The organism is Pirellulales bacterium, assembly GCA_035533075.1.
Lineage (GTDB): Bacteria > Planctomycetota > Planctomycetia > Pirellulales > JAICIG01 > DASSFG01.
The window spans coordinates 61,363-87,067 of the sequence record DATLUO010000063.1 but is presented as its reverse complement, the minus strand read 5'-3'; the positions used below and the strand labels follow the sequence as shown (position 1 = coordinate 87,067).

General features: G+C 63.3%; 23 protein-coding genes and 1 tRNA gene. 17 read left to right on the top strand and 7 right to left on the bottom strand.

Annotated elements, in window-relative coordinates; all coding sequences use genetic code 11:
- Positions 1-152 precede the first annotated feature (152 nt).
- Together VNH11_08280 and VNH11_08275 are read right to left on the bottom strand one after the other, a co-directional pair.
- The gene (locus tag VNH11_08280; GenBank protein HVA46355.1) at positions 153-707 is read right to left on the bottom strand and encodes a hypothetical protein; all 555 of its coding nucleotides are present in this window, start codon (positions 705-707) and stop codon (positions 153-155) included.
- A gap of 75 nt (positions 708-782) precedes the next feature.
- Positions 783-2,249, bottom strand: a complete 1,467-nt coding sequence (locus VNH11_08275) for a DUF1501 domain-containing protein (GenBank protein HVA46354.1) — start codon at positions 2,247-2,249, stop codon at positions 783-785.
- A 281-nt stretch (positions 2,250-2,530) separates the two neighbouring features.
- On the opposite strand from VNH11_08275, the gene VNH11_08270 reads away from it, so the two are divergent.
- Positions 2,531-4,597: a CehA/McbA family metallohydrolase gene (locus tag VNH11_08270; protein ID HVA46353.1), complete on the top strand. Its 2,067-nt coding sequence runs from the start codon at positions 2,531-2,533 to the stop codon at positions 4,595-4,597.
- Positions 4,598-4,621: 24 nt separating this feature from the next.
- Here the strand turns inward: VNH11_08270 and VNH11_08265 are convergent, their stop codons facing one another.
- Positions 4,622-6,373, bottom strand: coding sequence for a glycosyltransferase family 39 protein (locus VNH11_08265; GenBank protein HVA46352.1), 1,752 nt, complete (start codon positions 6,371-6,373; stop codon positions 4,622-4,624).
- 147 nt (positions 6,374-6,520) lie between these two features.
- On the opposite strand from VNH11_08265, the gene VNH11_08260 reads away from it, so the two are divergent.
- From VNH11_08260 to VNH11_08235, 6 genes are all read left to right on the top strand, one after another.
- On the top strand, positions 6,521-6,994 hold the full coding sequence (locus tag VNH11_08260; protein ID HVA46351.1) for a hypothetical protein: 474 nt from the start codon (positions 6,521-6,523) through the stop codon (positions 6,992-6,994).
- Positions 6,995-7,004: 10 nt separating this feature from the next.
- Positions 7,005-7,850 carry a dTDP-4-dehydrorhamnose reductase gene (gene rfbD / locus VNH11_08255; GenBank protein HVA46350.1) on the top strand — a complete coding sequence of 282 codons (846 nt, stop codon included), beginning with the start codon at positions 7,005-7,007 and terminating at the stop codon, positions 7,848-7,850.
- Positions 7,851-7,969: 119 nt separating this feature from the next.
- The gene (locus tag VNH11_08250) at positions 7,970-9,148 is read left to right on the top strand and encodes a Re/Si-specific NAD(P)(+) transhydrogenase subunit alpha (GenBank protein HVA46349.1); all 1,179 of its coding nucleotides are present in this window, start codon (positions 7,970-7,972) and stop codon (positions 9,146-9,148) included.
- 395 nt (positions 9,149-9,543) lie between these two features.
- Positions 9,544-9,801, top strand: a complete 258-nt coding sequence (locus VNH11_08245; protein HVA46348.1) for a hypothetical protein — start codon at positions 9,544-9,546, stop codon at positions 9,799-9,801.
- A 50-nt stretch (positions 9,802-9,851) separates the two neighbouring features.
- Positions 9,852-10,031, top strand: coding sequence for a hypothetical protein (locus VNH11_08240; protein ID HVA46347.1), 180 nt, complete (start codon positions 9,852-9,854; stop codon positions 10,029-10,031).
- Positions 10,032-10,069: 38 nt separating this feature from the next.
- Positions 10,070-10,834, top strand: a complete 765-nt coding sequence (locus tag VNH11_08235; GenBank protein ID HVA46346.1) for a phytanoyl-CoA dioxygenase family protein — start codon at positions 10,070-10,072, stop codon at positions 10,832-10,834.
- 16 nt (positions 10,835-10,850) lie between these two features.
- On the opposite strand, the gene VNH11_08230 is transcribed toward VNH11_08235, so the two are convergent.
- Together VNH11_08230 and VNH11_08225 are read right to left on the bottom strand one after the other, a co-directional pair.
- Complete coding sequence (locus VNH11_08230; GenBank protein ID HVA46345.1) at positions 10,851-11,348, bottom strand: DUF2203 domain-containing protein; 498 nt, start codon at positions 11,346-11,348, stop codon at positions 10,851-10,853.
- A gap of 55 nt (positions 11,349-11,403) precedes the next feature.
- The gene (locus tag VNH11_08225; GenBank protein ID HVA46344.1) at positions 11,404-11,931 is read right to left on the bottom strand and encodes an NADH-quinone oxidoreductase subunit I; all 528 of its coding nucleotides are present in this window, start codon (positions 11,929-11,931) and stop codon (positions 11,404-11,406) included.
- Positions 11,932-12,964: 1,033 nt separating this feature from the next.
- Between VNH11_08225 and csrA the strand changes: the two genes are divergently transcribed.
- From csrA to VNH11_08200, 5 genes are all read left to right on the top strand, one after another.
- Positions 12,965-13,216, top strand: a complete 252-nt coding sequence (gene csrA / locus VNH11_08220) for a carbon storage regulator CsrA (GenBank protein ID HVA46343.1) — start codon at positions 12,965-12,967, stop codon at positions 13,214-13,216.
- Between the two features lie 136 nt (positions 13,217-13,352).
- Positions 13,353-13,427 (top strand) — tRNA-Glu (locus VNH11_08215).
- Positions 13,428-13,447: 20 nt separating this feature from the next.
- A complete protein-coding gene (locus tag VNH11_08210; GenBank protein HVA46342.1) occupies positions 13,448-13,891 on the top strand; it encodes a hypothetical protein in 444 nt (147 codons plus the stop codon).
- 142 nt (positions 13,892-14,033) lie between these two features.
- Positions 14,034-14,600 carry a hypothetical protein gene (locus VNH11_08205; protein ID HVA46341.1) on the top strand — a complete coding sequence of 189 codons (567 nt, stop codon included), beginning with the start codon at positions 14,034-14,036 and terminating at the stop codon, positions 14,598-14,600.
- A gap of 77 nt (positions 14,601-14,677) precedes the next feature.
- Entirely contained in the window at positions 14,678-15,721 is a 1,044-nt protein-coding gene (locus tag VNH11_08200; protein ID HVA46340.1) for a methyltransferase, read from the top strand.
- 6 nt (positions 15,722-15,727) lie between these two features.
- Here VNH11_08200 and VNH11_08195 read toward each other — a convergent pair whose 3' ends face one another.
- Together VNH11_08195 and VNH11_08190 are read right to left on the bottom strand one after the other, a co-directional pair.
- On the bottom strand, positions 15,728-15,988 hold the full coding sequence (locus tag VNH11_08195; GenBank protein ID HVA46339.1) for a hypothetical protein: 261 nt from the start codon (positions 15,986-15,988) through the stop codon (positions 15,728-15,730).
- Between the two features lie 209 nt (positions 15,989-16,197).
- Positions 16,198-17,907 carry a tryptophan halogenase family protein gene (locus VNH11_08190; GenBank protein ID HVA46338.1) on the bottom strand — a complete coding sequence of 570 codons (1,710 nt, stop codon included), beginning with the start codon at positions 17,905-17,907 and terminating at the stop codon, positions 16,198-16,200.
- 659 nt (positions 17,908-18,566) lie between these two features.
- Between VNH11_08190 and VNH11_08185 the strand changes: the two genes are divergently transcribed.
- From VNH11_08185 to VNH11_08165, 5 genes are all read left to right on the top strand, one after another.
- Positions 18,567-19,808 (top strand): acetylxylan esterase, encoded by a 1,242-nt coding sequence (locus VNH11_08185; GenBank protein HVA46337.1) that lies wholly within the window; start codon positions 18,567-18,569, stop codon positions 19,806-19,808.
- 85 nt (positions 19,809-19,893) lie between these two features.
- Positions 19,894-20,982, top strand: coding sequence for a 4-hydroxyphenylpyruvate dioxygenase (gene hppD, locus VNH11_08180; GenBank protein HVA46336.1), 1,089 nt, complete (start codon positions 19,894-19,896; stop codon positions 20,980-20,982).
- A gap of 128 nt (positions 20,983-21,110) precedes the next feature.
- Positions 21,111-22,265: a homogentisate 1,2-dioxygenase gene (locus VNH11_08175; protein HVA46335.1), complete on the top strand. Its 1,155-nt coding sequence runs from the start codon at positions 21,111-21,113 to the stop codon at positions 22,263-22,265.
- 8 nt (positions 22,266-22,273) lie between these two features.
- Positions 22,274-23,335: a ferrochelatase gene (locus tag VNH11_08170; GenBank protein HVA46334.1), complete on the top strand. Its 1,062-nt coding sequence runs from the start codon at positions 22,274-22,276 to the stop codon at positions 23,333-23,335.
- 19 nt (positions 23,336-23,354) lie between these two features.
- Positions 23,355-25,043, top strand: coding sequence for an arylsulfatase (locus VNH11_08165; GenBank protein ID HVA46333.1), 1,689 nt, complete (start codon positions 23,355-23,357; stop codon positions 25,041-25,043).
- Positions 25,044-25,705 lie beyond the last annotated feature (662 nt).

Here is a 25,705-nt window from a genome sequence, read left to right as displayed (position 1 = left end):
ATTTCCACGACCCAGCTAGGTAGCCGCCGTAAAGCACTGCCATGAAAGGATAAGCAACGAGTGAGCGGCTGGATTTGCCGCTCCCCGCCGCCTCCACTGAAGAAAGCCTTGCGAGAAATCGCAAGGCTTTTTTGTTTCGCCTCTTGCAGCCTTCAGCTCAGCCTGGCAAGCGCATCCACAGCCTGCTTGGCGGCGTCGACGCCGAGCTGATCGGCAAGTTTCTTGGCCGCCAACAGCGCTTCGAGCGACAGAGTCGCCGAGGCGGCCACGGTCGCCGGTCGGCCGACCGTCGCCGTGCCGGAAGCGGTTGCCGTCCGGCCTCGCCGTCGCCGTCGCAATCCCATGCTCTTGAGTACCTGGCCCACGTGGCGACGGGCCACCTCGATGCCCTGCTCGGCGAGGGCGGCCACCACGTCACGCGGCCGAACGGGCTTGGGCATGCCTTCCGCAGCCTGACGGATCGCTTCGGTCTTGGTGCCGGCCTGGTGTCTGGCCGCGGGCGCTGATGTGGCGCGGCCGGGCTTGCGGCCGGCTTCGCGGCGTTTGCGACCTTCCTTGGATTTGACTTTCTTCGCCAATGCCAGCGAGACTCCGTAGGGCCTCAAATCGGCCACGATCTGGTTGGCCGTGGCAGGCGGATTTGAACGCAGGTACTCGCGAACAAGGTCGCTCTTCGTCGTGCCCTCGATTGATTTGGCCTTCGCCATACAGTTAAGACTCCGGTTGATGGCCGCGCTTGGTGTCAGGCTGATAGCATAATCAACGGGACCGTCGGCGGCAAACTAGCCGAACAGTTCCTGTATCACGCGACCGTCGCTGAGCCGGTGTCGCAGACGCTGGAAGTCATCTTCATACTTGACGCCGAAGTCGATCCCCAGGTGATGCAGGAGGGTGGCGCTGAGATCGGCCGGAGTCACGGGCTTGTCGGCCACATAGCCGCCGTTGCGCGTGGTCTCACCGTAGACTTGCCCTCCGCGCACTCCACCTCCCGCCAACAAGGCGGTGAAGGCGTGGGGCCAATGGTCGCGGCCGGTCGATTTCGTGTTGCTGCTTTGAGTGAATTGCCCGATCTTCGGCGTACGGCCGAATTCGCCCACCGCCACCACCAAGGTCGTCTCCAGCAGGCCCCGGCCGTCCAAATCGGAAACAAAGGCCGAAAAGGCGCGATCGAAGATCGGGCACAGCAGGTTCTTCAATTTTGGAAAGTTGTTTTGATGCGTGTCCCAGCAAGTATTGACGCCGTCGATCTTCGTCTCGTCCTGCCAATTGACGGTCACCAAGGAGACACCGGCTTCGATCAATCGCCGGGCCATGAGCAGGCTCTGCCCCGCGGTCGTCGGACCGTATCGCTCGCGCACGGCGGGCGGCTCGCGCGTCAGATCGAGCGCCTCGCTGGTGTTGGTTTCCAGCAGCGAGTAAACGGCGTTTCGGTTCAGGTCGAACGCGGCTTCCGTCGAACTTGGGTCGGCCGCCGACGCCGCAGACGATCTCAGAGTGCGCAGCAGCTCGCGCCGGCCGGCGATGCGCGGCCAGGGCACGTCGCCAGTCAACTGCAGGCCCTCGATCTGAAAGTCCGCGCGAGCAAAGTCGCCTTCGACGAGAAACGCGTTGTGTTGCTCCCCCATGCGGCCGCCGGTCTGGCCGGCAATTCGCTTCGGCTGCCCCGGAAACTGCAAGTACCACGGCAATACGACGGCGGGCGGCAGGCCGGTCCGAGTGCCGCCGTAGCGCGTCGTCATGGCGCTGAGCGAGGGCCAATCCTCGCGGGTGGCCTGGTCGGTGGTGGGAGGCCCGAAGTATTCGCGTCCGGTGAAGATCTCGCTGCATGCCGGGCCGTGTACGTTCATGCGATGGGTCATCGATCGCAGCAGGCAGATTTTATCCATCTCGCCCGCCAGCAATGGCAAATGTTCACAAAGCTGGATGCCCGGCACACGGGTCGACGCCGGCCTGAACGCGCCGCGAATTTCCAGCGGCGCCTCAGTCTTCATATCCCAGAGGTCGATATGGCTTGGGCCGCCGAAGAGGAAGAGGAACACGCAGGCGTTTTTCCGCCGGCGTTGGAGCGTCGCATGGTTCGCCGCACCAGCGCGAAGGCGGCTGAGCTCCGCGGCGGTCAGCCCCAACAGCGACAAGCCGCCGATCCGCAGCAACTCACGCCGCTGGGTACGGTAGAAAAGCGAGGCGGAGCCGTCGAACTGAAGGGCCATGAATACACCGGTCGCGACGCCCCAGAATGCCTCCGTCATTTTATCGCCAGCTTGCCAGCGAAGCTACCAGATCGCCGTTGGCCACCGGTTCTGCGCAAAGCCTCGCGATACCGGCCGTTTAGGGGCGAGGATTAAATGACTTCCGCAATCGCACGCGACGTGGGGCGGCCTTCCTAGGCCGTCGCCCGGTTTGGACGGCCTAGGAAGGCCCCCTACGTCCGCGATGCACGAGCAAACTGCGAAGTTATTCAATCCGCGCCCCTTACGCCCCATGTTATCATTGGGCCCGCAACAACTTCCTTGGCGCGATAGGAGCGTGGATGAAACCACCTGCTGCTTTGGTCCCTCGCGGCATCGCCGCGATTCTTTCCGGTCTGGCGATCAGCCTGACCCCTTGCGCGGCCACCGAGCAGGTACTTGCCGCTCGGATGCACCATCTCCGTTCAGGCGACGAACGCGAATGGGCGGAGTTTCCAGAAGAGGCGGAGGGCAAGACCTGGAAAGTGACCTTTGCCGGCGAACCGGCCCGCGCACCGTACACGCTTCGCCTGCGGCAGCGGGACGTGAAGCAAAACTGGCGTTTGCGCCTGAACGACCACGAGCTCGGCTCGCTGCCTACCGACGAGAACTGCATGACGACGTTTTGGGAAATCCCTTCCTCGGCTCTGCTGCCCGGCCAGAATCAGCTTTCGATCGAAGGCAACGGGCAGCCCTCCGACGACATCGAAGTTGGCGACCTGCGGCTCATCGACCAGTCCCGCGCAGAGGCGCTGCGCGCCGCTACGCTAAGCGTCGTGGTTGCCGACGCCGAGAGCGGGCGGCCCATTCCGTCGCGAGTGACCGTCGTCGATGAATACGGCTCGCTGATGTCGATCGGTGCGGAGTCCAGCAAGCGTCTCGCTGTGCGGCCGGGAGTGATCTACACCGCCGATGGAGAGGCCGAATTTGGTTTGCCCGCCGGAAAATATACCGTTTATGCGGGACGCGGCTTCGAATACGGCGTGGACGCCGAGCAGGTCGTGCTTGCCGCGGGCCGGCGGCATGCCGTTCGGTTGGCCATCCGCCGCGAAGTGCCGATGCCGGGCTACGTAAGCTGCGACACGCACGTTCACACCTTGACCTACTCAGGGCACGGCGACGCGACTCTCGACGAACGCCTGGTGACGCTCGCCGGCGAAGGCCTCGAATTGCCGATCGCCACGGACCACAACGTGCAGATCGATTATCGGCCGGCGCTGGCGGCGACCGGCTTGAGCGGCTTCTTGACGCCGGTCGTTGGCAATGAGGTCACCACGCGAGTTGGCCACTTCAACGTCTTCCCGCTCGATACCACCGGTCCGGTGATTGATTTTCGCGGCGCCAACTGGCCGGCCGTCTTCGACGCGATCGACCCAAAAAAAGGTCGTGTGGTCGTGCTCAATCATCCACGCGATTTGCACGGCGGCTTTCGCCCCTTTGCCCCGGCGCGGCACGTTTCTCTGTCGGGCGAAGAACTCGACGGATGGGATTTGCAAGCCAACGCGATTGAACTTGTCAACTCAGGCGCGTTGCAAACCGACCCTTGGCGGTTGGTGCATGACTGGTTTGGGCTGCTGAACGCCGGCCGTCGCATGACGCCGGTCGGCTCCAGCGATTCGCACGACGTGGCCCGATCGATCGTCGGCCAGGCCCGCACCTATCTCCGTTGCCGCGATGACCAACCCGGCAAGATCGACGTCGCCGAGGCAGTCGAGAGCTTGCTTGCCGGACGGGTACTGGTGTGCTTCGGTCTGGCGGCGGACATGGAAGTAAACGGCCGGTATGGGCCTGGCGAAACCGTGCCGGCGGCGAAGTCCGCAGAGCTGAGCATTCGTGTCCGCGTGCTTGGCCCGTCGTGGAGCAATGCCGACGAAGTGGTGCTGTTTGTCAATGGCCGCGAAGCTCGCCGTGAAAAGCTGCCGGAAACCGGCCAAGCGGGCGTCAAGTACGAATCGACATGGTCAATTCCGAGACCGCACCACGACGTACAGCTTGTTGTTGTGGCCATCGGTCCGGGCGTTTCAAAGCCCTATTGGCCCACGGCGAAGCCGTACCAGCCCGGTTCGCCCGAATGGAAGCCCTACACGCTCGGCGCGACAGGAGCGGTCTATATCGACGCGGACGGCTCATCGGAATATACGAGCCCCCGCGACTATGCGCACGAACTCGTTGGGCAGGCCGCGGGCGACGTCGATCGCCTCGCCAAGCTCCTTGCGGACTACGACGAAGCGACCGCCATCCAGGCCGCGGCGCTGTTGCGCCGACGCGGAGAATTGACGGACCGTGCCCTGAAACAGCTTATGGGCGCGTCGAATCGTGCCGTTCGCGCGGCGGTGGTCAGATACCTGGAGGCGTTAAGAGCATCGTAACCCTGTTCCCGCAGGGGGTGGCTTTTAGGGGCGCTGCTGCGCCAAGCGTTGCGGACTTGCTGCCAGCCGATATACGCGGTAGTCGTCTCCATTGCGAACCATCGGAAGAGTCCCCAGGACGGCCTTCAGGGCCGGATTCGCTTCGATCGGGGCCAAGTCGGCGACGACGAGCCAACGGGCGCCCTGCCGTCGGCAGCGGTCGACGGTTTGCTCCAAGCGGCGATCGTTGGCCGATAAGGCCCAGCCCGGCCGATTGCAGTAGTAGAGTAGATCCGGTCCCGCACCATGCAGCGTCGCCACGGGCTCGCCCTCGGCCGATAGCTCTCGCACCGCGGCCGCGGCAACGGTTACGGCGCGGTCTTCCCGCGGCGTGACGAATGCCGGGCCGATGGCCAACCGCAACGAACACGCAATCCCAGCCAGCATGCAGGCCGACGCAACGAATGCTTTGTGACTCGTGCCACGAGCCACTCGCCCGGAAATCCAGCCGGCCAACTCTTCCCAGCCGATGCCGGCCAGCACGGATAATGCCGGCACGAGGATCAGTGTGTAATAATGCAGCTCGAAAAACTTGCCGGGCAATAGCGCCACCAAGAGGGCCATGGCCGCCAGCCAGCTCAAGTGCCGACGCGACGACCGGCTGCACAGGCCCAATCCGGCCAGCGCCGCGCCAACCGGCGTCAGGCCGACGCCCCACAGATTGCCGAGCAGTCGCCAATAAAAATCGGGACTGGCCAGCATCGCGCTGGGCACGTGATGCACCGCGCCGCTGTGACGGAGCGAGTCGAATACCCGCGAGCTGAGGGCATGGTCGGACGACGCCAGCCACAGCACCAACAGGCACCAGGCAACGGCGGGCAGAATGCCGATCGCCAGCATCGCCAAACAGGCAAACGACCATCGCCGTCGCAGGGCCGCTGGCAAATCCGTACACTTTCTCCCGGCCTTCGCCGCCAACGGCAGCAGAATGACAATCATGTAAATCTTGGAACAAAGCAGCATGGCCAGGCTCATCGTAGCGAGCGCAAACCACGTGGCGCGGCGTGGGCAGCAACACGTCGGCGCGAGTCGATGTAGGGTGGGACCAGCGAGCTTGCGAGCGCCGGCCCACCGTAATCGACGTCGCCATCGGTGGGCCGGCGCTCGCAAGCTCGCTGGTCCCACCCTACGCTCAATGCATTGCCCGTGTTGATCGGCAAAACCGATTAGGGAACGCGCTCCGTGGCGTTCCGGCACGCCCTCCAGCCAGTTCTCCATACACCACAACGTGGCCAGCATGAGGAACACGACCGACGGTTCCAGCATAAAGCTTTGGCCGAAGATGATCGACGCCGGCGAAAAGGTGAACACGAGCGCCGCGACCGAGGCGGCCCGGTCCGAGTGCCAGCGACGCACCAACAGATACAACAGCACTGCTGCCCCGGCGCTGAATACGATCGAGACCGACCGGCCCCATAGATCGAGTGGGCCGCCGCAGACCGCCCATCCCGCCCCGGCCAAGTATGCTGCCAGCGGAATTTCCAGCAGGTGCCACCCTCGCTCGCCGCCGGCCAGGCAATCGGTCGTCGGCAGCCAGAACGGGGCGCGGCCCAAGGCCCAATTGCGCGCCATCATGGCGTACATCGCGCTCTTGGTGGCATAATGCCCCACCAGAGGCCGCTGGATGCCCGGAACTCGCAGCAAAACGGTCAATAAGACCAGTGCGGCAATGCTGAGCCACTTCCGCGCGCGGTGGGCCGAGGGCGCAATCTGGCTTGTCGGGGATTTCTGCGGCATTTGGCGAAGGGAATCGGACGCGATCATTTGCCGAGGCGATCAATTTCGCTGGAAAAAGATGCTGGTTGGGCGGATTGTTCGGACGAATATATCGCTACGGCTCGTCTCTACCCAAGATCGCTTCTGCCGGGAGGGGAGAAAATCTCGATGTACCGCCGACGCTGGTTGATCGTGGCACTTTGCTTTTGCGTCTTCACCGGTTGCGTATCTTGCCAAGGCAACTACGATTATTGTGGTCCGATGCCGGAACAGGGCGGTGACTTTATGTACCGCAAGAACTCGGTGCTCGGCGGCGACCCGGCCATGAAGCGGGCCGATGAACAACCCGCGGGCGAGCCGGGTGCGGCAACCGACGAGTCTGGTCCTGAGCCGACGCCGGCGCCCCCGCCCGACGAAGAACCTCGGCCGGGATTGGAGATGGACGACTTGTCGCCGGATTCCGATGCCGGCCTGACCCCGGACGCGGACCAGCCAGGTTCCGACGAGGGCCCGCAGGCTGCCGACGAAAGCGAAGCAGAGCAAGCCGGCGACGACGGCGAACAGGTTTCGACGCTCGAGTGGCACGCGCCCTCGAAAAGCGATCCGACGGCAATCAAGCAAGTGCGATTTCGCAGCGAGTAGAGCGGTATCCATGACGATCGCCGTAACGGGAGCCGGCGGGCAATTAGGCCGCGAACTTTGTCGGCTTTTGGGCAACCGGGCGACGGCTCTCGACCGGTCGCACCTCGACATCACCGCTGCCGAACGGGTGCGCCGGACGCTTGCCAAACTGCGGCCCGAGGCCGTCATCAACACCGCGGCCTACACGCAGGTCGACCGCGCCGAAGAGCAGCCGGAGCAATGTTGGAAGGCCAACGCCGAGGGCGTGGGCTTTCTTGCCCGTGCGTGCGGCGAGCTGCAGGTGCCGCTGGTCCAGATCAGCACCGACTATGTTTTTGGGCAGAATGTGGGCCGCACGGCGCCCTATCGCGAGGACGACCCGCCCGCGCCGCAGGGCGTCTATGCGCAAAGCAAGCTGGCAGGCGAACAGCAGGCACGGAGTTGGCAACAGCACATCATCGTGCGGACGTGCGGGCTGTATGCTCTTCCCGGTCCCAATACGGCCGCCAGCAACTTCGTCGAGACGATGCTCCGGCTGGCGCGGCAGGGAAAGCACCTGCGCGTGGTGGCCGATCAACATTGCACGCCCAGCTATGTACCGCACGTGGCCCGGGCCGTGCTGTTCCTGCTGGAAAACCGGCACTTTGGCCCGTATCACGTGGTGAACGGCGGCGCTACGAATTGGCACGATTTCGCCTGTGAAATCTTTCGCCTGGCCGGGCTGACGGTGACGATCGAACGCATCACCACGGCCGAGTACGGCGCGCGAGCGCCACGCCCATCCTACAGCGTGCTCGACACGGGCAAGTATCACGCCCTGGGCGGCCCGCCCATGCCGACCTGGCAGGAAGCGCTCGCCGAGTATCTGGGCGTGTAGGGTGGGACCAGCGAGCTTGGTGACGGACATTGAATTGAAAGCCAGTGGGAATGGCGCAGGCAAACGCCGCCGCAGGTAGCAGTTTGCAAAACCGGCCTGTCCGTCGTACCTTGATGGCCATGATGATCGGCATTGTCAAAGAGAACTATCCGGGCGAGAAGCGCGTGGCGCTCGTGCCCGGTTCGGTCGCCGCCCTGCGAAAGCTGGGTTGCGAGGTGGTGATGGAACCGGGCGCGGGCGTCCCTGCCGGCTACGGCGACGCGGCCTATGAACGCGAGGGCGTCCGCCTGGCGGCCGACCGGGCAGAGGTGTTTCGCCTCGCCGATTGTCTACCGCAGGTCCGCACGTTGGGCGCCAATTTGGAGGCCGGCGTCACCGACCTGGAGCTGATTCGGCACGGACAGGTGCTCGTCGGCTTTGCCGATCCGCTGGTGGCCGCATCGGCCGCTCAGCAAATCGCGGCGCGGGGCGGCACGCTTTTGGCCATGGAGCTGATACCGCGGATCACTCGTGCTCAGAGCATGGACGCCTTATCGTCGATGGCTTCGATCGCGGGCTACAAAGCCGTGCTGCTGGCGGCGACGACGCTGGGCAAGCTGTTGCCCATGATGATGACGGCCGCCGGCACGATTTCGCCCTCGAAAGTATTTGTGATGGGCGCCGGCGTGGCGGGCTTGCAGGCCATCGCCACGGCCCGGCGGCTGGGCGCGGTGGTTGAAGCCTACGACGTCCGGCCGGCCGTCAAGGAGCAGGTGCAGAGCTTGGGGGCCAAGTTCCTGGAGTTGCCGCTGGAAACGGCCGGCGCGCAGGACCAGGGCGGCTATGCCAAGCAACTCGACGAAAGCGTCTATGCGAAGCAACGTGAGTTGATGCTCAAGGCGGTGGCGGCCAGCGACGCGATCATTACCACGGCGGCGATACCCGGCAAGAAGTCGCCGGTGCTGGTGACGGCCGAGATGGTGCGGGCCATGGCGCCCGGTTCGGTAATCGTCGACCTGGCTGCCGAGCGGGGCGGCAACTGTGAGCTGACGCGGCCCGACGAGACCGTGGTGGAAAACGGCGTGACCATTCTCGGCCCCACGAACCTGCCCTCGACCGTCCCGCTGCACGCCAGCCAGATGTATTCGCGCAACGTCGCCGCGCTGCTCTGCCATTTGCTCAAAGACGGCAGCTTGAACTTCGACCTGAGCGATCCGATCGTCCGCGAGACGCTGGTCACCCGCGACGGCGAAGTGGTGCAGCCTCGTGTGCGCGAGGTGCTGGGCTTGGCGCCGGCCGAGCCGCCTGCCGCCGGCTAGACGGGAAGGTCGCGAAGTAGCAAGCCCGTCGACCAAAGTGCTACCAGCAGCAGCGAGCATGAACAGCTTTCCGCATCGCAGTCTTGTTCGGGTCTCTCGACTGCAACTGCGGCTTCGGCCGCGGCCCGCCACAAGAGCCAAGCGTTCTGGCCATCCGGCACGGAAATGCGGCAATAGGCGATGCGCTGGTCAAGGTGCCGCAGCGAGGTGTCAAGGCGACGCGATCGTTTCCAGCGGCTCGTCGCCTGCGACATACGGCGCATATTGGCTTAGCAAGGTACGACAACACGCGCACGTAGGCGCGTGCCAGCCAGGGCCGCGGCCGACCTTCATCGAGCCGCTGCTGCCAGGCCGCCAACCGCGTCCGCCACTGCTCGACAAGCTGATGACTGACCATGTTCATGAAACTTGCCCTTGCCTTTGGTATCATTTTTGCGAGCCAATCCAAGGTCCGTGATTTCGACCTGCGAGGAAAGGGGTTCGGCGCTGCGTCGGCGAGGACGAAGCGCGTGCAGTATAATGGAAATGGTGAGCGAGACTACCAGATTGGCGACGGACCCGGCAGCCAGAGTTACGATGCGCGGCTGGGAGCGATCGGGCCACTTGATAAGACAAAACGAGTGCGTTATGCTGTTTTTGCGCTGGCCGTGTAGTGCCAGTCCGTGCCAATTTGCCGGCTCCAATTTGAAGGAGGGGCCTCGGCGTGCAAAACGAACTTGCTGAAATCATCGACCGGCTGGAAAAACTCAAAGCCAAGGCTCAGTCGCTTGGCGAAGAGCGCGAGAAACTCGTCGATTCCATCGTCGAGGCGGAGACCCAGCTCGAGGCGGCCCGAGAACAGTTGAAGGCTGCGACAAAACCGTTCCGCGACGACAAGCATTAAACCCCGGTTTCTGGGTGCTCGGACGCGGATAAGGCATCATGACCAACACGCAAGCGTGCCGGCAGTTGGATGACTTGGGCTACGTGCTGCTGCCAAATCTGATGGGCCACGACCTGCAGAGCAGGCTGCGCGACGGCGTCGAGCAGTTGTTCGCGTTGGAAGGCGCGGCCGCGGGATCCGAATTCAAACCCGAACCCGGCGCCCGACGGCTGGCCAACCTGGTCAATAAAGGCGACGTCTTTCGCGAGATCGTCCTGCATCCTGTCGTATTGCCGCTGGTCGAGCACGTGCTCGAAGGGAGCGTCAAGCTGAGCAGCTTGAATGCCCGATCGGCCAACCCGCACGGCGACAAGCCGCAGCCGTGGCACTGCGACATGGGTGCTTTGCCCGATCGGCGCGGCGCCTGGGTCTCGAATGTCGTTTGGATGCTGGACGACTTCACGCAGGACAACGGCGCGTTGCGCGTCGTGCCTGGCTCTCATCGCTTCAACCGCCTGCCCCAAGATGTGCTCGAAGATCCCCTGGCCGACCACCCGCGGCAGTGCGTCGTCACGGGTGCGGCGGGATCGGTGATCGTCATGAACGCTCATCTTTGGCACGGCGGAATGGCGAACCGGACTTCCCGCCCACGAACGGCCGTTCACGCCTTTTACTGTCGCCGCGACAAGCCCCAGCAGCAATACCAAAAGCAGTTGCTGGATGCCGATCTGCCGGCCGCGCTGCGGGAACTTTTGGCCTTGGACGATGCGTTGAACGACGAGCTTTGCAGGCAGAATGTTGTGCGGAGCGGCTTTCTCGCGTAGGTCTTCGGCGGCTAAGTCAGTCCTCCAGACTGTCAAACGAACTTGAACCTTCGCCGCCCTCGCCCGTGGCAGTGCCGGCGCCCGCGGCGCTATCGGCGGTCAGCGGCTGACGGCCGCGAAATCCTGCGTCGAGATCGTGCCAGTGCAACACTTCCGGCTCGCCCAGCTTCCAGCAGAGATAGACCGGGCGGCCGTCCATCACGGCCGGAAAGTCGATCAGGCCCTCCGGCCCGTTCTTCGGTTCGACACCCAGCTCGCGCAACTCTTCAACATACCCTTGCAACCGTTCGGTGTCTCGGTGCAACTCTTCCTCGACATGCGCCAACTCTTCGCCGTAGAGGTCGCGTTTGTCCCGTTCTCGGCCACCGGCCAAAAACGAAAGACGCTCGCGTCGCTCGATGACGTCGCGTGAGAGCTGCGCCAGGTCGGCGGCAATGGCCCGCACCAAGGGCAAAGCGGTATTCGCCTGCTCGACCGTAAAGACTTTGCGGTTCTTCCAAGGGTTGCCACTCATCGCTCAATTCCTCGCAATCGCCTATCTGATGTTCCTGCTCGCCAACCGAGGACGGCTACTGATTCGGCCCGCCGTGGACCGGCTCCGCGATCACCTTGGAGCTCGCCACGACCGTTGGGTTGAGAGTCGCCCGGCCCCAGGCCACCTCGACCGGCAAACGCGAAAAGTCGACAATGCAGCCGTCGCGGCTGTAACAACTCAGGTCGTGCGTGGCGCCCATGAAGATGCAGTCGACCGGGCACGGCTCCACGCACAACGCGCAAAACATGCACTTCGTATAGTCGATGGTGAAGCCCGTCACGCGAAACCCTTTGCCCTGCGTGACCCGCTCTTTGCCGATGTAGATGCAATCGACCGGGCAGGCCTTGGCGCACTGGTCGCAGGCGATGCACGTCGTCAGGTCGTAGCGGTGGAACCCCCGGTATCGCGGCGCCACGGGCACCGGCAATTCGGGATACTCGAAGTGCTCGGTGAAGGTCTTGCGCTGCGGATCATAGGTCTTCAGCCAGTATCGCAGCGTGACCAGCATTCCCTGTGCGACCGTTTTGACCGCAACCCAAATATCCGAAAGCCATTGAAGCATGAGGGGCAACCCAGAAACGTCGAGAGGAAAAGAAGCGGAACACAGCGGACGTGTGAGCCGCTGTACGCTGAATTATAGGCAGGCAATTCTCCGCCGCAAGCGATCCGAAGTTGTTTCGCGCCGACAATCGGTTCGATGGCGCTTTCGTGTCGCGCTTCTGCGACGATTCGCAAGCACGCGGTGCGGCGCGGCGGGACTTGATGGGTGGCAGGTGGTGGCTGGGGGCAGAGATTGGCCAGACCTAGCCTGGTTTGAGGAGACGCTCTGCGGCCAAGCGATGCCCCGGCGCGTCAAAACCGGGCATTGCTTGGCCGCACCCCAGCCACCGCCCGGTCCTTTGCGATCGATCCATCAATCGACCCAGGACCAAGCGCTCCCTCTGGCTGAACTACGATTCGCGCTTCGTGTCGTGTGGCCAGTCTCTGCCCCAACCGCCGGCTTTGTGCGGCCTTTGCAACTGATTCAAAACCCCCTGCCTGCGATCGCGCGGTAGAATACAATCTGAATACAATCTGAGCTGGCTTTTCCCTTTTTGGCAGCCAAAGTCCACTTCCGGGCCAAAAAACGATCGCACACGTGCTAGGAAGGCAACGCGGCCGCCTCAGCGATTTAGGGCGGGGCCGACGCCGGGTGAAGGGCTGCAAGCTGGTCTGCCGCCGGTATAAGCGGATTGACGCATCCTTTTCACCAGCAACAGGTTGCGATCGAAGATGCTTGCAAAAACCCTGCCGCTTGCGAGCTATTCCACGCCTATCGACTGCGGCGAATGCGCCAGTTTGCGTGCCAAACGCGGGAAAAAGTCGCACGAAACGCACCCGCAACGTCGCGAGTTAGCTTGACTCCCCGTTGCCAGCACGTAAAGTGAAATGAGGAAAGTTCCTGCGCGCTCGGGGGCGCGGTAGTGCCGCTAACGGCAAAACCGGGGTGCCATGGAGATGGACCAGTTGTTCGCCCTTTTTGAGGTCCAAGGAGGACACTCCCTAAGGAAGGCTGACTAAGGAAGGCCAAGACACGAAGCGAAGGAAATCAGGCGATGTTGGTTTTATCCCGTAAGAAAAATGAGAGCATCGTAATCAACAACGACATCACGATTGTCGTGGTTGAGATCCGCGGCGACAAGGTCCGTTTGGGGGTCGAAGCGCCGAAGGAGGTGCCCGTCCATCGCCGTGAGGTCTACGACGCCATCCACCGCGCCAGTAGCGGCTCCAACGGCACGTCGGCCAATGCGGCCGCTGGCAATGCACCCACGGGGGCCGATACGGCCAGCGAACCGTCGTCGAGTTAGCGCGCCCCTCCAGGTAACCGCAAATCGGCGCGGCTTCCGTGTCTTTCTTTTGGCCGTTCTGTCGTCAGCCACTTGACGGCGCGTACCGCGGCCCATTATACACCCCACTGGCGCGCGTGCGGCGCGCCAACTGCCCGGCCCCGTCGTCTAGCCTGGTCTAGGACACAGGCCTTTCACGCCTGCAACACGGGTTCAAATCCCGTCGGGGTCAATCTATTCCGGGGTCGCCGTATGCCCGCCATCTATCAAAAACTCGGGCTGAACTTTCAATATCCCGACACGTGGACCCTGGATGAAGGCGAAGCGCTGGAAGGGGAGCGGTCGGTATCGGTTTACAGTCCGGGCGGCGCCTTCTGGTCGGTGATGGTCCATCCGACTTCGCAGGCCCCGCAAGACCTTGTCGACACGGTCTTGGCGGCGATGAAGCAGGAATACGACGATCTCGATGCGGAAGCCGTGGCAGAGACGGTGGCCGAGGTCGAACTGGTCGGTTGCGACATCAACTTTTATTGTCTCGACCTGACGAATACGGCGGTGGTGCGAAGCTGCCGCACCGCCGACGGCACGCTGCTTATCCTCTGGCAGACCGACGACCGCGAGTTGGAGGAAGTGGAAGCGGTCTTTCGGGCCATCACGCTGAGCTTGCTTCAGATGGATTCAGGCCGCGGTGGCTGAGATGCGCGATCGTAACGACCGCAACGGCGGCCACACGAGAATTTCTTAAAGTCTGGGGTCAAAGTGGCTTGTGGACCGGGCCAGGGCTGGTACAGTCGAAGTTTGTACTCTCCGTTTGGCAATCGTTCTGGGAATGGCCCGCATGTCCGATTCACGCTTCAGCCGCTCTGACGACGTCGATCATCTTCTGCTCAACGCCCGCTTGCGCGACGAACTGGAGCCGTACTTCGACGAGTCGATTACGCGGCTCAATATTCAAGACTTGCCGACCTCCGTCGAGAACGAGTACCTGGCCAGCATGTTGGCCTGGGAACGCGCGCCCGTGGTGCCCATCGCCGAGTGGTTCGAGCCGGAGCTGCATATCGCCCATCCCGACTCTTTGGACGACGCAGCGCTGCACCTCGCGCTGGCCAACGTCATGCACAAGCTGTTTGACAAACGGATCGTGCTCGACTTTACGGATCACCTTTCGGACCGGCAGCTTTACTGCGTCATCTACCGCGACATTCTTCCTTCGCCGGAGAAGAAGATCCATTCATCGCAGCACTACCTGCACTGGGACTGTGCCGATGCGGGCGGCGATCCGGAGGTCTGGCTGCGGTATTACGCGACGGACGAAGAGCGCGAGCACTGGGCCGCGTCGGGCGAGCCGCTGCCGCCCAGCGAGCCGCCTCCGCATCCGCGACAACTGCCGCGGCAGCCGCTGTAGAAAAGGCGGAAGGCAGAAACGATTGCCGTCGCCCGTTTCTGGCTTGATGCTTCTGCCTTCTGCCTTCTGCCTTTACAATGCCGCTTCCAGTCCCCGCCACCGACCCAACGCCGATCTTCGAAGCGTTCCGCGGCAATTACGGCACCGAGTTGCTGACGGCGGCCGTCGCTCATTTCAACGTCTTCGGAAGGTTGGCTGAGCGTCCGATGACGCTCGCAGCGCTGGCCGGCGAGCTCGGCCTGGAACCAAGGCCCGCCGCCGTGCTCTTCACCGCTCTGCGGGCCATGGGCCTGCTGGCCGCCGACGAGCAACACCGACTCGTGCTGACGCCCGTCGCTCGCGAACATCTGGTGCCGGGCGCCGAGTTCGACGTCGGCGCCTATGTGGGACTGGCGGCCGAAACTCCCGGAGTGTTGGCCATGGTCGAGCGGCTGCGCACCAACCGCCCGCCGGGCACGGCCGAAAATGAGTCGGGCGTGGCGTACCTCTATCGCGAAGGCGTCCGCTCGGCGATGGACGAAGAGGCGTCCGCCCGACATCTCACGCTCGCTCTGGCGGGGCGCGCGAAAAACGTGGCCCCGGTGTTGGCCGAGCGCCTCTCGCTGGCCGGCGCGCGGCTGTTGGTCGACGTGGGCGGCGGCAGCGGGATGTATGCGGTGGCCTTGTTGCGTCGGTTTGCCAAGTTGCGGGCCGTCGTCTGGGACCGGGCCGAGGTGCTCAAAGTGGCCCGCGAACTGGGCGAGGCTTATGGCGTGAGCGACCGTCTGGAGTGCCGGGCGGGCGACATGTTTTCCGATCCCGTGCCCGATGACGCCGATTGCCTCTTGCTCTCCAATGTGCTGCACGACTGGGACGTGCCCGAATGTCGGCGGTTGGTGGCCCGCTTCGCGGCAGTGTTGCCATCGGGCGGGCGGCTGTTGATTCACGACGTCTTTCTCGACGACAATCACGGCGGCCCTTTGCCGGTGGCCCTGTATTCGGCCGCGCTGTTCAGCATCACCGAAGGCCGGGCCTACAGCGCCGCCGAATATCGCGAGTGGCTGGTGGAGTCGGGTCTCGATCCGCAGCCCATCGTACACACGCTGGTCCACTGCGGCGTACTCGAAGGGAGAAAGCCGTGACCGTGCTTACCACATCAATGCGCAGATAACCCACCCGGCTAGATCGAGGGGCACTTTCAAGTCGCGCGGGGCGCCACGCAACAGCGAGTGAACGGCGTCCATGGGCAGTTGCAGCAGAAACATCAGGCTGAGAAAGTCGGCGATCGTAAATTGCGTCGGGCGCCGGTAACGCCGGGCAACGATCTCAAACGGATTCAGGATCCATTTGCCGATCCGCGCCACGAGCATCACAACGCCGATGGGCAGCAGAAGCAGGAGAATTTCCATGCCCGACAGTGTAACGCGCTCGTAGCCCGCTTGCTCCGCAAGCGGAACAGCGCGGCGTTGGATTTGCCGGCCGTGGTGAAGATCGATCTGAGAAGAGGGCTGGGTTTGGCAACGAACGTAGGGTGGGACCAGCGAGCTTGCGAGCGCCGGCCCACCGTTGGCGACGTGGATGACGGTGGGCCGGCGCTCGCAAGCTCGCTGGTCCCACCCTACACCTGCGCGCCCGGCACCTCAATGCCCAGACCCGATGTTTCGACCGGCGCAAGTGGTGGCAATTCGTTCTCCGCTGCACCAGCGGCCTGTTGGGCCGGTTCACGTCCGTGCAAGCGACACAGGTATTCATAGCAGCTCGGCAGCGTGCCGAGTAGTTCCTGTTGTTGCCGTTTTACGTCGGCCAACAGGGCCTCGGCTTTCTCAACCGACCGAGGCCGGTAGTGCAGCAACGGCAACGGGTGTTCGGGCACAAATCCCAGGCCCGCGAAGATCGAGTAATAGCTGCCGTTGGTCCAGAAATTCCGGAACTCCGCGTCGAAATTGCCGTAATACGTTTTCTCGTCGGTGATCGGCGGATTGATGGCCAGTCCTGCCTTGTAGGTGGCGATCTTCTCGCGAATGTTGTCGGCCAGCCGCAACTCTTTGTTCGCCCGCCAAAACGGCGTGTCGACGCGCGGCGAAAAATAGAAATGGGCCTGAATGAAGTCGCGCGTGTCGTCGAACATCAGCTCGATCTCGCGATTGAAGCGATCGACGAGCGTGGGGTCGAAATGCTTGTCGGGGAAGTGCTTCGTCAACTGGTAAAGCGCCGCATAGATAAAGTAGATGCCCGACGATTCCAGCGGCTCGAGAAAACAGGATGCCAGCCCGATGCTGACGCAGTTTTTCACCCACGAGCGGCGGTTGCGCCCCACCCGGAAGCGCATTCGGTTCAACGGGGTGTTCTCCGGGTCGAGACGCCAGAGCCGGCAAAACTCTGCGACGGCCTGGTCTTCACCGACGAACTGGCTGGAATAGACGTAGCCCGTGCCGAACCGCGAGAGCATGGGGGTCTTCCAGGTCCAGCCCGCCTGCATGGCAATGGCCGAGGTGTAAGGCTCGACGCCATGCCGGGCATCGTCGTGCGGCACGGGGGTCGCCACCGCGCTGTCGCACAGCAGGTGGTCGTTCATGTCGATGAACGGTTCGCCCAGCGCACCGTTGATCAACAGGCCGCGAAAGCCGGAACAGTCGATGAACAGATCGCCCTTGAGGCACCGTCCGCCTTCGGTCAGCAAACTTTCGATGTGGCCGCGCTCGTCGAAGCGAACGTCCTTGAGCACGTCTTGCACGTGCTCTACGCCGAGCTTGCCGGTGGCATGCCGCTGGAGAAACGCGGCCACGAGCTGGGCGTCGAAATGCCAGGCATAGCGCGTCGCCGGGCGGCCATCCAGCCAGCACGGCGACCGTTTCGCATCCAGCAGTGGCGGTTCACGGAAGCAGGCGTAGTCGAACCGCTCGTCGGTCTCGCCGCGGTGCTTCTTCAAGAACCAGTAGTGCGAGAGCGGCACGCGGTCGCAGTCGGGCAAGATGCCGAAGGGATGATAAAACTGGTCGTTGCCGTGCCGCAGCCGGCGGGGCGTCGGCTGCGAGGGCCCGGCCGTACACCAGTTCGTGAACTTCACGCCCACCTTGAAGCTGGCATTGCACTCGCGCATCCAGTCGCGCTCGGCGAGGCCAAGCTGATCGAAAAAAACCTTTTGCAGATTGGGAACCGTGGCCTCGCCGACGCCGATTCGGGGGATGGCTGGGGCCTCAAGCACCGCGATCCGCACGCCGCCCTGGAGTTGGCTTGCCAGATAGGAGGCGGCCATCCAGCCCGCCGTGCCGCCACCCAAAACGACGATGTTCCTGATCCGCGAATCCTGCTCTGGTCGTACTGTCATTAACGCGACGCTCCGACGTAACTCTTTGTTGTAAAGTCACTTGGGTGTTGTCCCAAGCCGACAGCAAGCTCGAAAACGCAAGCAATCTTCGGCCTCACGCCGCTTGCCGCACTGGGCAACGTGCAAATGCACGCAGCATCCATCCTGCCTGGACTTCCCAGTTTATCTTATTGTACAGATTTCGCACCACTATGCGAATTTAGCGCCGGGCCGGCGTTTTTCAACGATTCCGCCCGCCGGAGGGCTCCTCGGTCCTGGAATGCAGAGGACTCGCTGGCCCTCTCGTAGCAGATCGATTTCGACCAGGCTGATGGTGCCCCGCTTTGATTCATCTTGTTTGCGGCGGTACAAGAACTGGCCTTCGCCGGGCAGCTTGTAGTGGTGCGGGGAATTATTTCGCTATTGCCGCGTCTCTACTGATGGGGAATGCAAATCCTGTTAACCGGGAGGCGCTGCCGTGGCTGGCGACGCTCGGCGTGCCATTGATCGTGGCCCTCAAGCTGCTTCGCCGATCGCGCCTGCTGAAATCGCGGACCGCATGATTCGCTTGACGTCGGCATGAGCGGCAGCGAGAATCGCAAAGCGATGCAACCACGCCCGTGCCGAAAGGTCACATAATGCACCGCTCTCTAGTTTGTCTTGGCCTCGTTCTGTCCGCGATGACCGTATCCTCCGCCTCCGCCGAGTTTCCACCGGTCAGCGAGCTTCGCTCACAACCGGCGTTGCCGGACCCATTGGTCATGTTCGACGGCCGGCGTGTGGCGACGCCCGAAGAATGGCGCGCGAAGCGCCGGCCGGAGCTGAAGCAACTGTTCGAGTTCTATATGTATGGTCGGGCACCGGCACCGCCCGACAATGTTTCGGCGAAAGTCGAACGCGTCGACGCCAACTATTTCGGCGGCAAGGCGACGAAGAAGGAAGTGACGATTTCGTTCGGCCCGTCAGGCACTCCGGCGATTCACCTGCTGCTGGTGGTGCCCAACCACCGTGTACGAGCGGCGCCCGTCTTCGTGGGGCCGAACTTTCACGGCAACCATGCGCTCGTTACCGATCGCAACGTGGCGCTGCCCGAAGCGTGGATGCCCGACAATACGCCCGGCGCCGAAGACCATCGCGCGACCGATGCCGGTCGGGGCACGGAGACCGGCGTCTGGAACCTGGAAGGCTCGGTCGATCGCGGCTATGCGGTGGCCACCTTTTATTGCGGCGATGTCGATCCCGACAAGCCCGACTTCAGCGACGGCGTCCATCCGCACTATTTCAAGGCCGGGCAAACGCAGCCGGGGCCGCACGAGTGGGGAACCATCGCCGCTTGGGCCTGGGGCATCAGCCGGGCGGTCGATTATCTGGTGACCGATAGCGATATCGATCGCCAGCGGGTTGCGGTCGTGGGACATTCGCGGCTGGGCAAGACCGCCCTGTTGGCGGCGGCGATGGATGAACGGATTGCGTTGGCCATTCCGTTGCAAGCCGGTTGCGGCGGCACGGCTCCCAGCCGCGGCAAGGTCGGCGAATCGGTCAAGCAGATCAACGACCGCTTTCCGCACTGGTTTTGCGGCACGTTCAAAGAGTTCAACGACCAAGTCGATCGGCTGCCGTTCGATCAGCACTCGCTGGTGGCACTGGTCGCCCCGCGTCCGGTGCTGTTCGCCAACGCGGTCGAAGACGAGTGGGCCAATCCGGCCGGGCAATTCCAGGTGCTCAAGGCGGCCGATCCGGTCTATCGCTTCCTGGGCGTCGAAGGGCTGGGCACCGACGTCATGCCGCCGCTGGAAAAGCTGGTCGGCGGACGCCTCGGCTATTTCATCCGTCCCGGCAAGCACTCCATGACGCTGCTCGACTGGCAAGCGTTTTGGGATTTCGCCGACCGGCATTTCGGTAAAACCGCGGCGGCCAAATAACGCAGTCTCCCCGTCACTCGCCGGCGCGCCTACAATAAGCGCAGGGCTATTCGCGCAACACTCGCCCGGTGCGAAAGGAGGCACCATGTCCGCAGGACCGCTGCCGCTGAAGGCAATCCATCATGTCGAACTTTTGGTCGGCAACGCCAAACAGGCGGCCTATTACTATCGGCACGCCTTCGGCTTCTCGCAGTTGGCCTTCGCCGGTCCCGAAACGGGCGTCCGCGAACAGGCCTCCTACGTGCTCTATCAGGGCCAGATTCGCCTGGTGCTGAGCACGCCGCTGCACCCCGACGATCCGATGACCGAGCACCTGCGACTGCACGGCGACGGCGTGCTGGACATCGCCTTTCTCGTCGACGACGTCGACGCGGTGTTCCACGAAGCGGTGTCGCGGGGCGCCCACATCGCCTTGGATCCCTACGACCGCGCCGACGAACATGGCCGCATCCGCCGGGCGAAAATCCGCGCCTACGGCGACACGCTGCACTCCTTCATTTCGATGGCCGATTACAACGGGCCTTTCTTGCCCGGCTATCGCGTCCGCCGGCAGCCGGCGCCCGGCGCGGGACTGGAGCGGATCGACCATATCGTGGGCAACGTCGAAGGAGGCCGCATGAACGACTGGGGCACCTATTACAACAAGGTGCTCGGCTTCCACCAGTTCATGACCTTCGACGACAAAGACATCTCCACCGAGTTTTCGGCCCTGCGCAGCCAGGTGATGGCCGCCCCGGACAACCTGATCAAGTTCCCCATCAACGAGCCGGCGCCCGGCAAACGCAAGAGCCAAATCCAAGAATATCTCGACTACAACGTCGGTGCCGGCGTGCAGCACGTCGCGCTGAGCACACGCGACATCATTCATACCGTCTCGGTTTTGCAACAAAACGGCGTGGAGTTCCTCGGCGTGCCCGACGCCTACTACGATCTGATCTGGGACCGCGTGGGCGACGTGCGGGAAGACCACGAGTCGCTGCGGAGGCTGAAGATCCTGATCGACCGCGACGAGAAGGGTTACTTGCTGCAGATATTCACGCGGCCTGTCGAAGACCGGCCGACGCTGTTTTTCGAAATCATTCAGCGCGAAGGTTCCGACGCCTTCGGCAAAGGGAACTTCAAGTCGTTGTTCGAGGCCATCGAGCGCGACCAGGCAGCCAGGGGGAACCTGTAGTGGTTAGTGGATAGTGGATAGTGGTTAGTGGATAATGAACTGCGTGGGGGCGACGAAGCACACGTAACTGACCACCAGCCACAAATATCTAACCACTAACCACTAACCACTAACCACTAACCACTTGGATGATCTACCACCGACTCGGCGAAATCCCGCGTAAGCGACATACGCAGTTCCGGCGGCCCGACGGGCAGCTCTATCACGAGCACCTGATGGGAAGCGAAGGCTTTTCCGGCATCGCCTCGCTGCTGTACCATCTGCGGCCGCCGACCAGCATCGTCATGACGAAGCTGCTCAAACGCCTCGAATGGCACGCCGACGCCGATCCGCTGTTGCGCATGCGGCACTTTCAACTGGCCCAAGTGCCGCCGTCGTCCGGCTCGACGCTGTCGCGCACGCCCATCCTCTATAATCGCGACGTGGCGCTGTCGATCGTGCGGCCCGCCGATCCCGACGATTACTTCTATCGCAATGCCGAAGGGGATGAACTGATCTTTGTCAGCGAAGGCAGCGGCGTGCTCGAATCGCAACTTGGCAATCTGGCGTTCCGTTCGGGCGACTACCTGGTTGTCCCGCGCGGCATTTTTTATCGGCTGGTGCCCGACGTGGGCGAAACCCGCCTGCTGGTGATCGAAAGCGCCGGACAAATCCGTCCGCCGGCCCGCTATGTGAACCAATGCGGTCAGTTCATGGAACACAGCCCGTATTGCGAACGCGACATTCGCCGGCCCGATTCCTTGCCGGTCCACGACGAAGTGGGCGAGTTCAAGCTGATCGTCAAGCACTCCAACGCCCTCACCGAAGTGGTCCTCGACCATCATCCTTGCGACGTGGTCGGCTGGGACGGTTATTATTATCCCTGGGCGCTGTCGATCCACGACTTCGAGCCGATTGTCGGCAGCCTGCACCAGCCGCCGCCGGTCCACCAAACGTTCGCCGGCGACAATTTCGTTGTCTGCTCGTTCGTGCCGCGTCTGTTCGATTTCCATCCGGAAGCGGTTCCGGTGCCGTACAACCACTCCAACGTGATGAGCGACGAAGTGCTGTTCTACGCCAACAGCGAGTTCATGAGCCGCAAAGGAATCGAATATGCTTCGCTGACGTTGCACCCCGAAGGGCTGACGCACGGTCCGCAGCCCGGCCGTGTCGAAGCGGCGCTGGGCCGGCAACGGACCGACGAGCTGGCGGTGATGCTCGACGCCTTCCGGCCACTGCGCGTCGCGCGGCAAGCGTTGGAGTATGAAGATAAACAGTATTCTCGATCGTGGCTGGGACAATAGTCGCTCGTATGGAGAACGCCGCAAAGCCTGCCTACGACGCGCTGCTCGTCGTTTCCTTCGGTGGCCCGGAGCGCAAAGAGGACGTGATTCCCTTCCTTGAAAACGTGCTCCGCGGCAAGCCGGTGCCGCGCGAGCGGATGCTGGAAGTCGCCGGACACTACGATCACTTCGGCGGCAAGAGCCCCATCAACGAGCAGAACCGGGCATTGATTCGCGCGTTGGAAGAAAGCTTCGCCGCGGCCGGTCCCAAGCTGCCGGTTTACTGGGGCAACCGCAATTGGCACCCACTGCTGAGCGACACGCTACGGCGCATGGCCGACGACGGCGTGCGCCGGGCCCTGGCCTTTGTCACCTCCGCCTTCAGCTCGTATTCCGGCTGCCGGCAATACCTGGAGAATATCGCCGATGCCTGGCGCGCCGTCGGCGATCGTGCTCCGCAAATCGACAAGTTGCGCGGGTTCTTCAATCATCCGGGCTTCATTGCGGCCGTGAGCGATCGGGTGCGCGAAGCGTTCGACCGCTTGCCGCCTGAACGCCGGGCAACCGCTGCCTTGATCTACACCGCGCACAGCATTCCGCAGGCAATGGTCGAGCGCTGCCAGTACGAGGCACAGCTTGCCGAGGCGTGTCGTCTGGTGAGCGATTCACTTGGCCACGACCGCTGGCGCCTGGCCTATCAGAGCCGCAGCGGACCGCCTTCGCAGCCCTGGTTGGAGCCGGATATTTGTGACGAGCTGCGCCGCTTGGCGGCCGAGAACGTGCGCGACGTGGTGGTCGTGCCCATCGGGTTCATCTCCGACCATCTGGAAGTCGTGTACGATCTCGACACGCAGGCCAAGGCGGTGGCAGACGGGTTGGCGCTGGGTTTCGTCCGCGCCGCGACCGTCGGCGTTCATCCGGGCTTCATCGAGATGGTCCGCGAGCTGGCGCGCGAACGGCTTGAGCCCGGCAGTGCGCGGCGCACCCTTGGTCTGATGCCGCCGTGCCCCGACGTTTGCCTCGCCGATTGCTGCTTGCCGACGAATCCGGAAAGCGTCGTCGCGTCGAGGGTGCCCGTCGATTATGATTGAGAGCCTTGTGAGCGCAGCTATGTTAACTTCGATTCGAGCATCCTTAACCGCCTTGGCCTTGGCGACCGCAACCAATGCCGCCATCGCCGGGCCGCCGAAACCGAATATCGTCGTGATTCTCGCCGACGACATGGGCTTCTCCGACATCGGCTGCTACGGCGGCGAGACCCATACGCCGAACCTCGATCGGCTGGGAGGCGGCGGGCTGCGGTTCACGCAGTTCTATAACACCGGCCGGTGCTGCCCCACCCGTGCCTGCCTGCTGACCGGCCTCTATCCGCACCAGGCGGGCATCGGCCACATGATGGAAGATAAAGGACTCGACGGCTATCGCGGCGATCTCAACTCGCACTGCCTGACGATTGCCCAAGTGCTCAAGACCGCCGGCTACGCCACCTATGCCACCGGCAAATGGCACGTGACCAAGGCCACCGCGCCCAGCGGACCGAAGCACAATTGGCCCTTGCAACGCGGCTTCGACCGCTTCTACGGCACCATCACCGGCGCCGGCAGCTTTTACGACCCGGCCACGCTGGTGCGCGACAACACAATGATCTCGCCGGCCGCCGATAAGCTCTATCAACCCCAGCAGTATTACTACACCGACGCCATCGCCGAGCACGCCGTTCGTTTTCTCGACGACCACCGCACCGCGCACGAAGGCCAGCCGTTCTTCCTCTACGTCGCTTTCACGGCCGCCCATTGGCCGCTGCACGCGCTGCCCGACGACATCGCCAAATATCGCGGTCAGTACGACGGCGGCTATGCCCCGTTGCGGCGCGAGCGGCTCTCGCGATTGAAGCAAGCCGGGCTGATCAGTCCTCTCTGGCAGCTTTCTCCCCAGGCCGGCGATTGGGAGAAAGTGCGCGACAAGCCCTGGGAAACACGGGCCATGGAAGTCTACGCGGCCATGATCGACCGTATGGACCGGGGCGTCGGCCGCATCGTCGATCATCTCGAAGAGACCAGCCGGCTCAACAACACGCTGGTTCTGTTCATGCAAGACAACGGCGGCTGTGCCGAGGCCATTGGCCGCTCGGCCGCCGCGCCGCCGGCCGCCCGGCCCCCTTCACCGACGCTGCCGCCTTTGCCCGCCGACGCGCTCGAAGCGGCGGTCATTCCCAAGCGGACGCGCGACGGGTTTCCGGTGCGTCAGGGCGAGGGAGTGATGCCGGGACCGGCCGACACCTACATTTCCTATGGCCGCAACTGGGCGAACGTGTCGAACACGCCGTTTCGCGAATACAAGCATTGGGTGTACGAGGGCGGCATCTCGACGCCGCTCATCGCCCACTGGCCCGCCGGCATTTTTCGCGGCGGCGAGCTGGAGCACCAGCCCGCTCACTTGATCGACATCATGGCCACGTGTGCGGCCGTGGCCGGCGCGAACTATCCGCGCCAGGCCCACGGCGAGTCGATCTGTCCCCCGGAAGGCACGAGCCTCGTGCCGGCCTTCGAGGGCCAGCCGCTCAATCGCCAGGCGCTGTATTGGGAGCACGAGGGGAACCGCGCCGTGCGGATGGACAGGTGGAAGCTGGTCGCCAAAGGCAGAAAGGGCCGCTGGGAGCTCTACGACATGGAAGCCGATCGCACGGAGCTGAACGACCTGTCGGCCCGCGAACCGGAACGCGTCAGCCGCATGGCTTCCCTCTGGGAAACCTGGGCCCGCCGCGCCCACGTGCTCCCTTGGCCGGAAAGGCGAGATTGATCCTTACCCAGACTGTGCCGCAACCTCGACCAGCCACCACGGGGGCCCACTCCTTTCCGTCAGGTGCGCGCCGCGCGCACCTGCTTTCGTTCCTGAACCCCGAATGGCACCGACGCACCAATATCTCGTCGTGCGTCCTTGAGCAAGGGAAGACGCCGAACCGAAAGCCACGATCCCTCCTTACGGTTACTGGGCGCGGCGCCCAGTTGGAAGCCTGCGCTTGTGGCGAATCGGGCGCTGTGGGCAGTCGGCGTGCCGAAACCTTTTGCCTGGGAGAGCCTTGCGCGTCGGCGACCGAACGCATCAACATCCGCTTATACAAGCGCCGTGTGGCCACCTTCGAAGATGGCCAACTTGCTATTGGAGTGTTTCCGCACGCGGGCAGTTGGAAGGTTGCCAAGCAAGTTGGAAGGTTGCCAACGTTGGCAGTTGGCCATCTTGGCACATCTTGTGGTCCGGCCGCGGCCAACCACAACATCTTGTGGTCCTCCCGGTCGCAAATTGGAAGGCTGCCAAGCAAGGTCACGCTATTATAAAGGTTGATTTGAGGCGGCCCGCGCGTAGCTTTGCCCGCCGCGGGCCACGCACAACGGACCACGGGCGACCAACGACCGAAATCCGCCCGCCATTTTGGCCGGAATCCCGCCTGCCCTCTAGGTGTA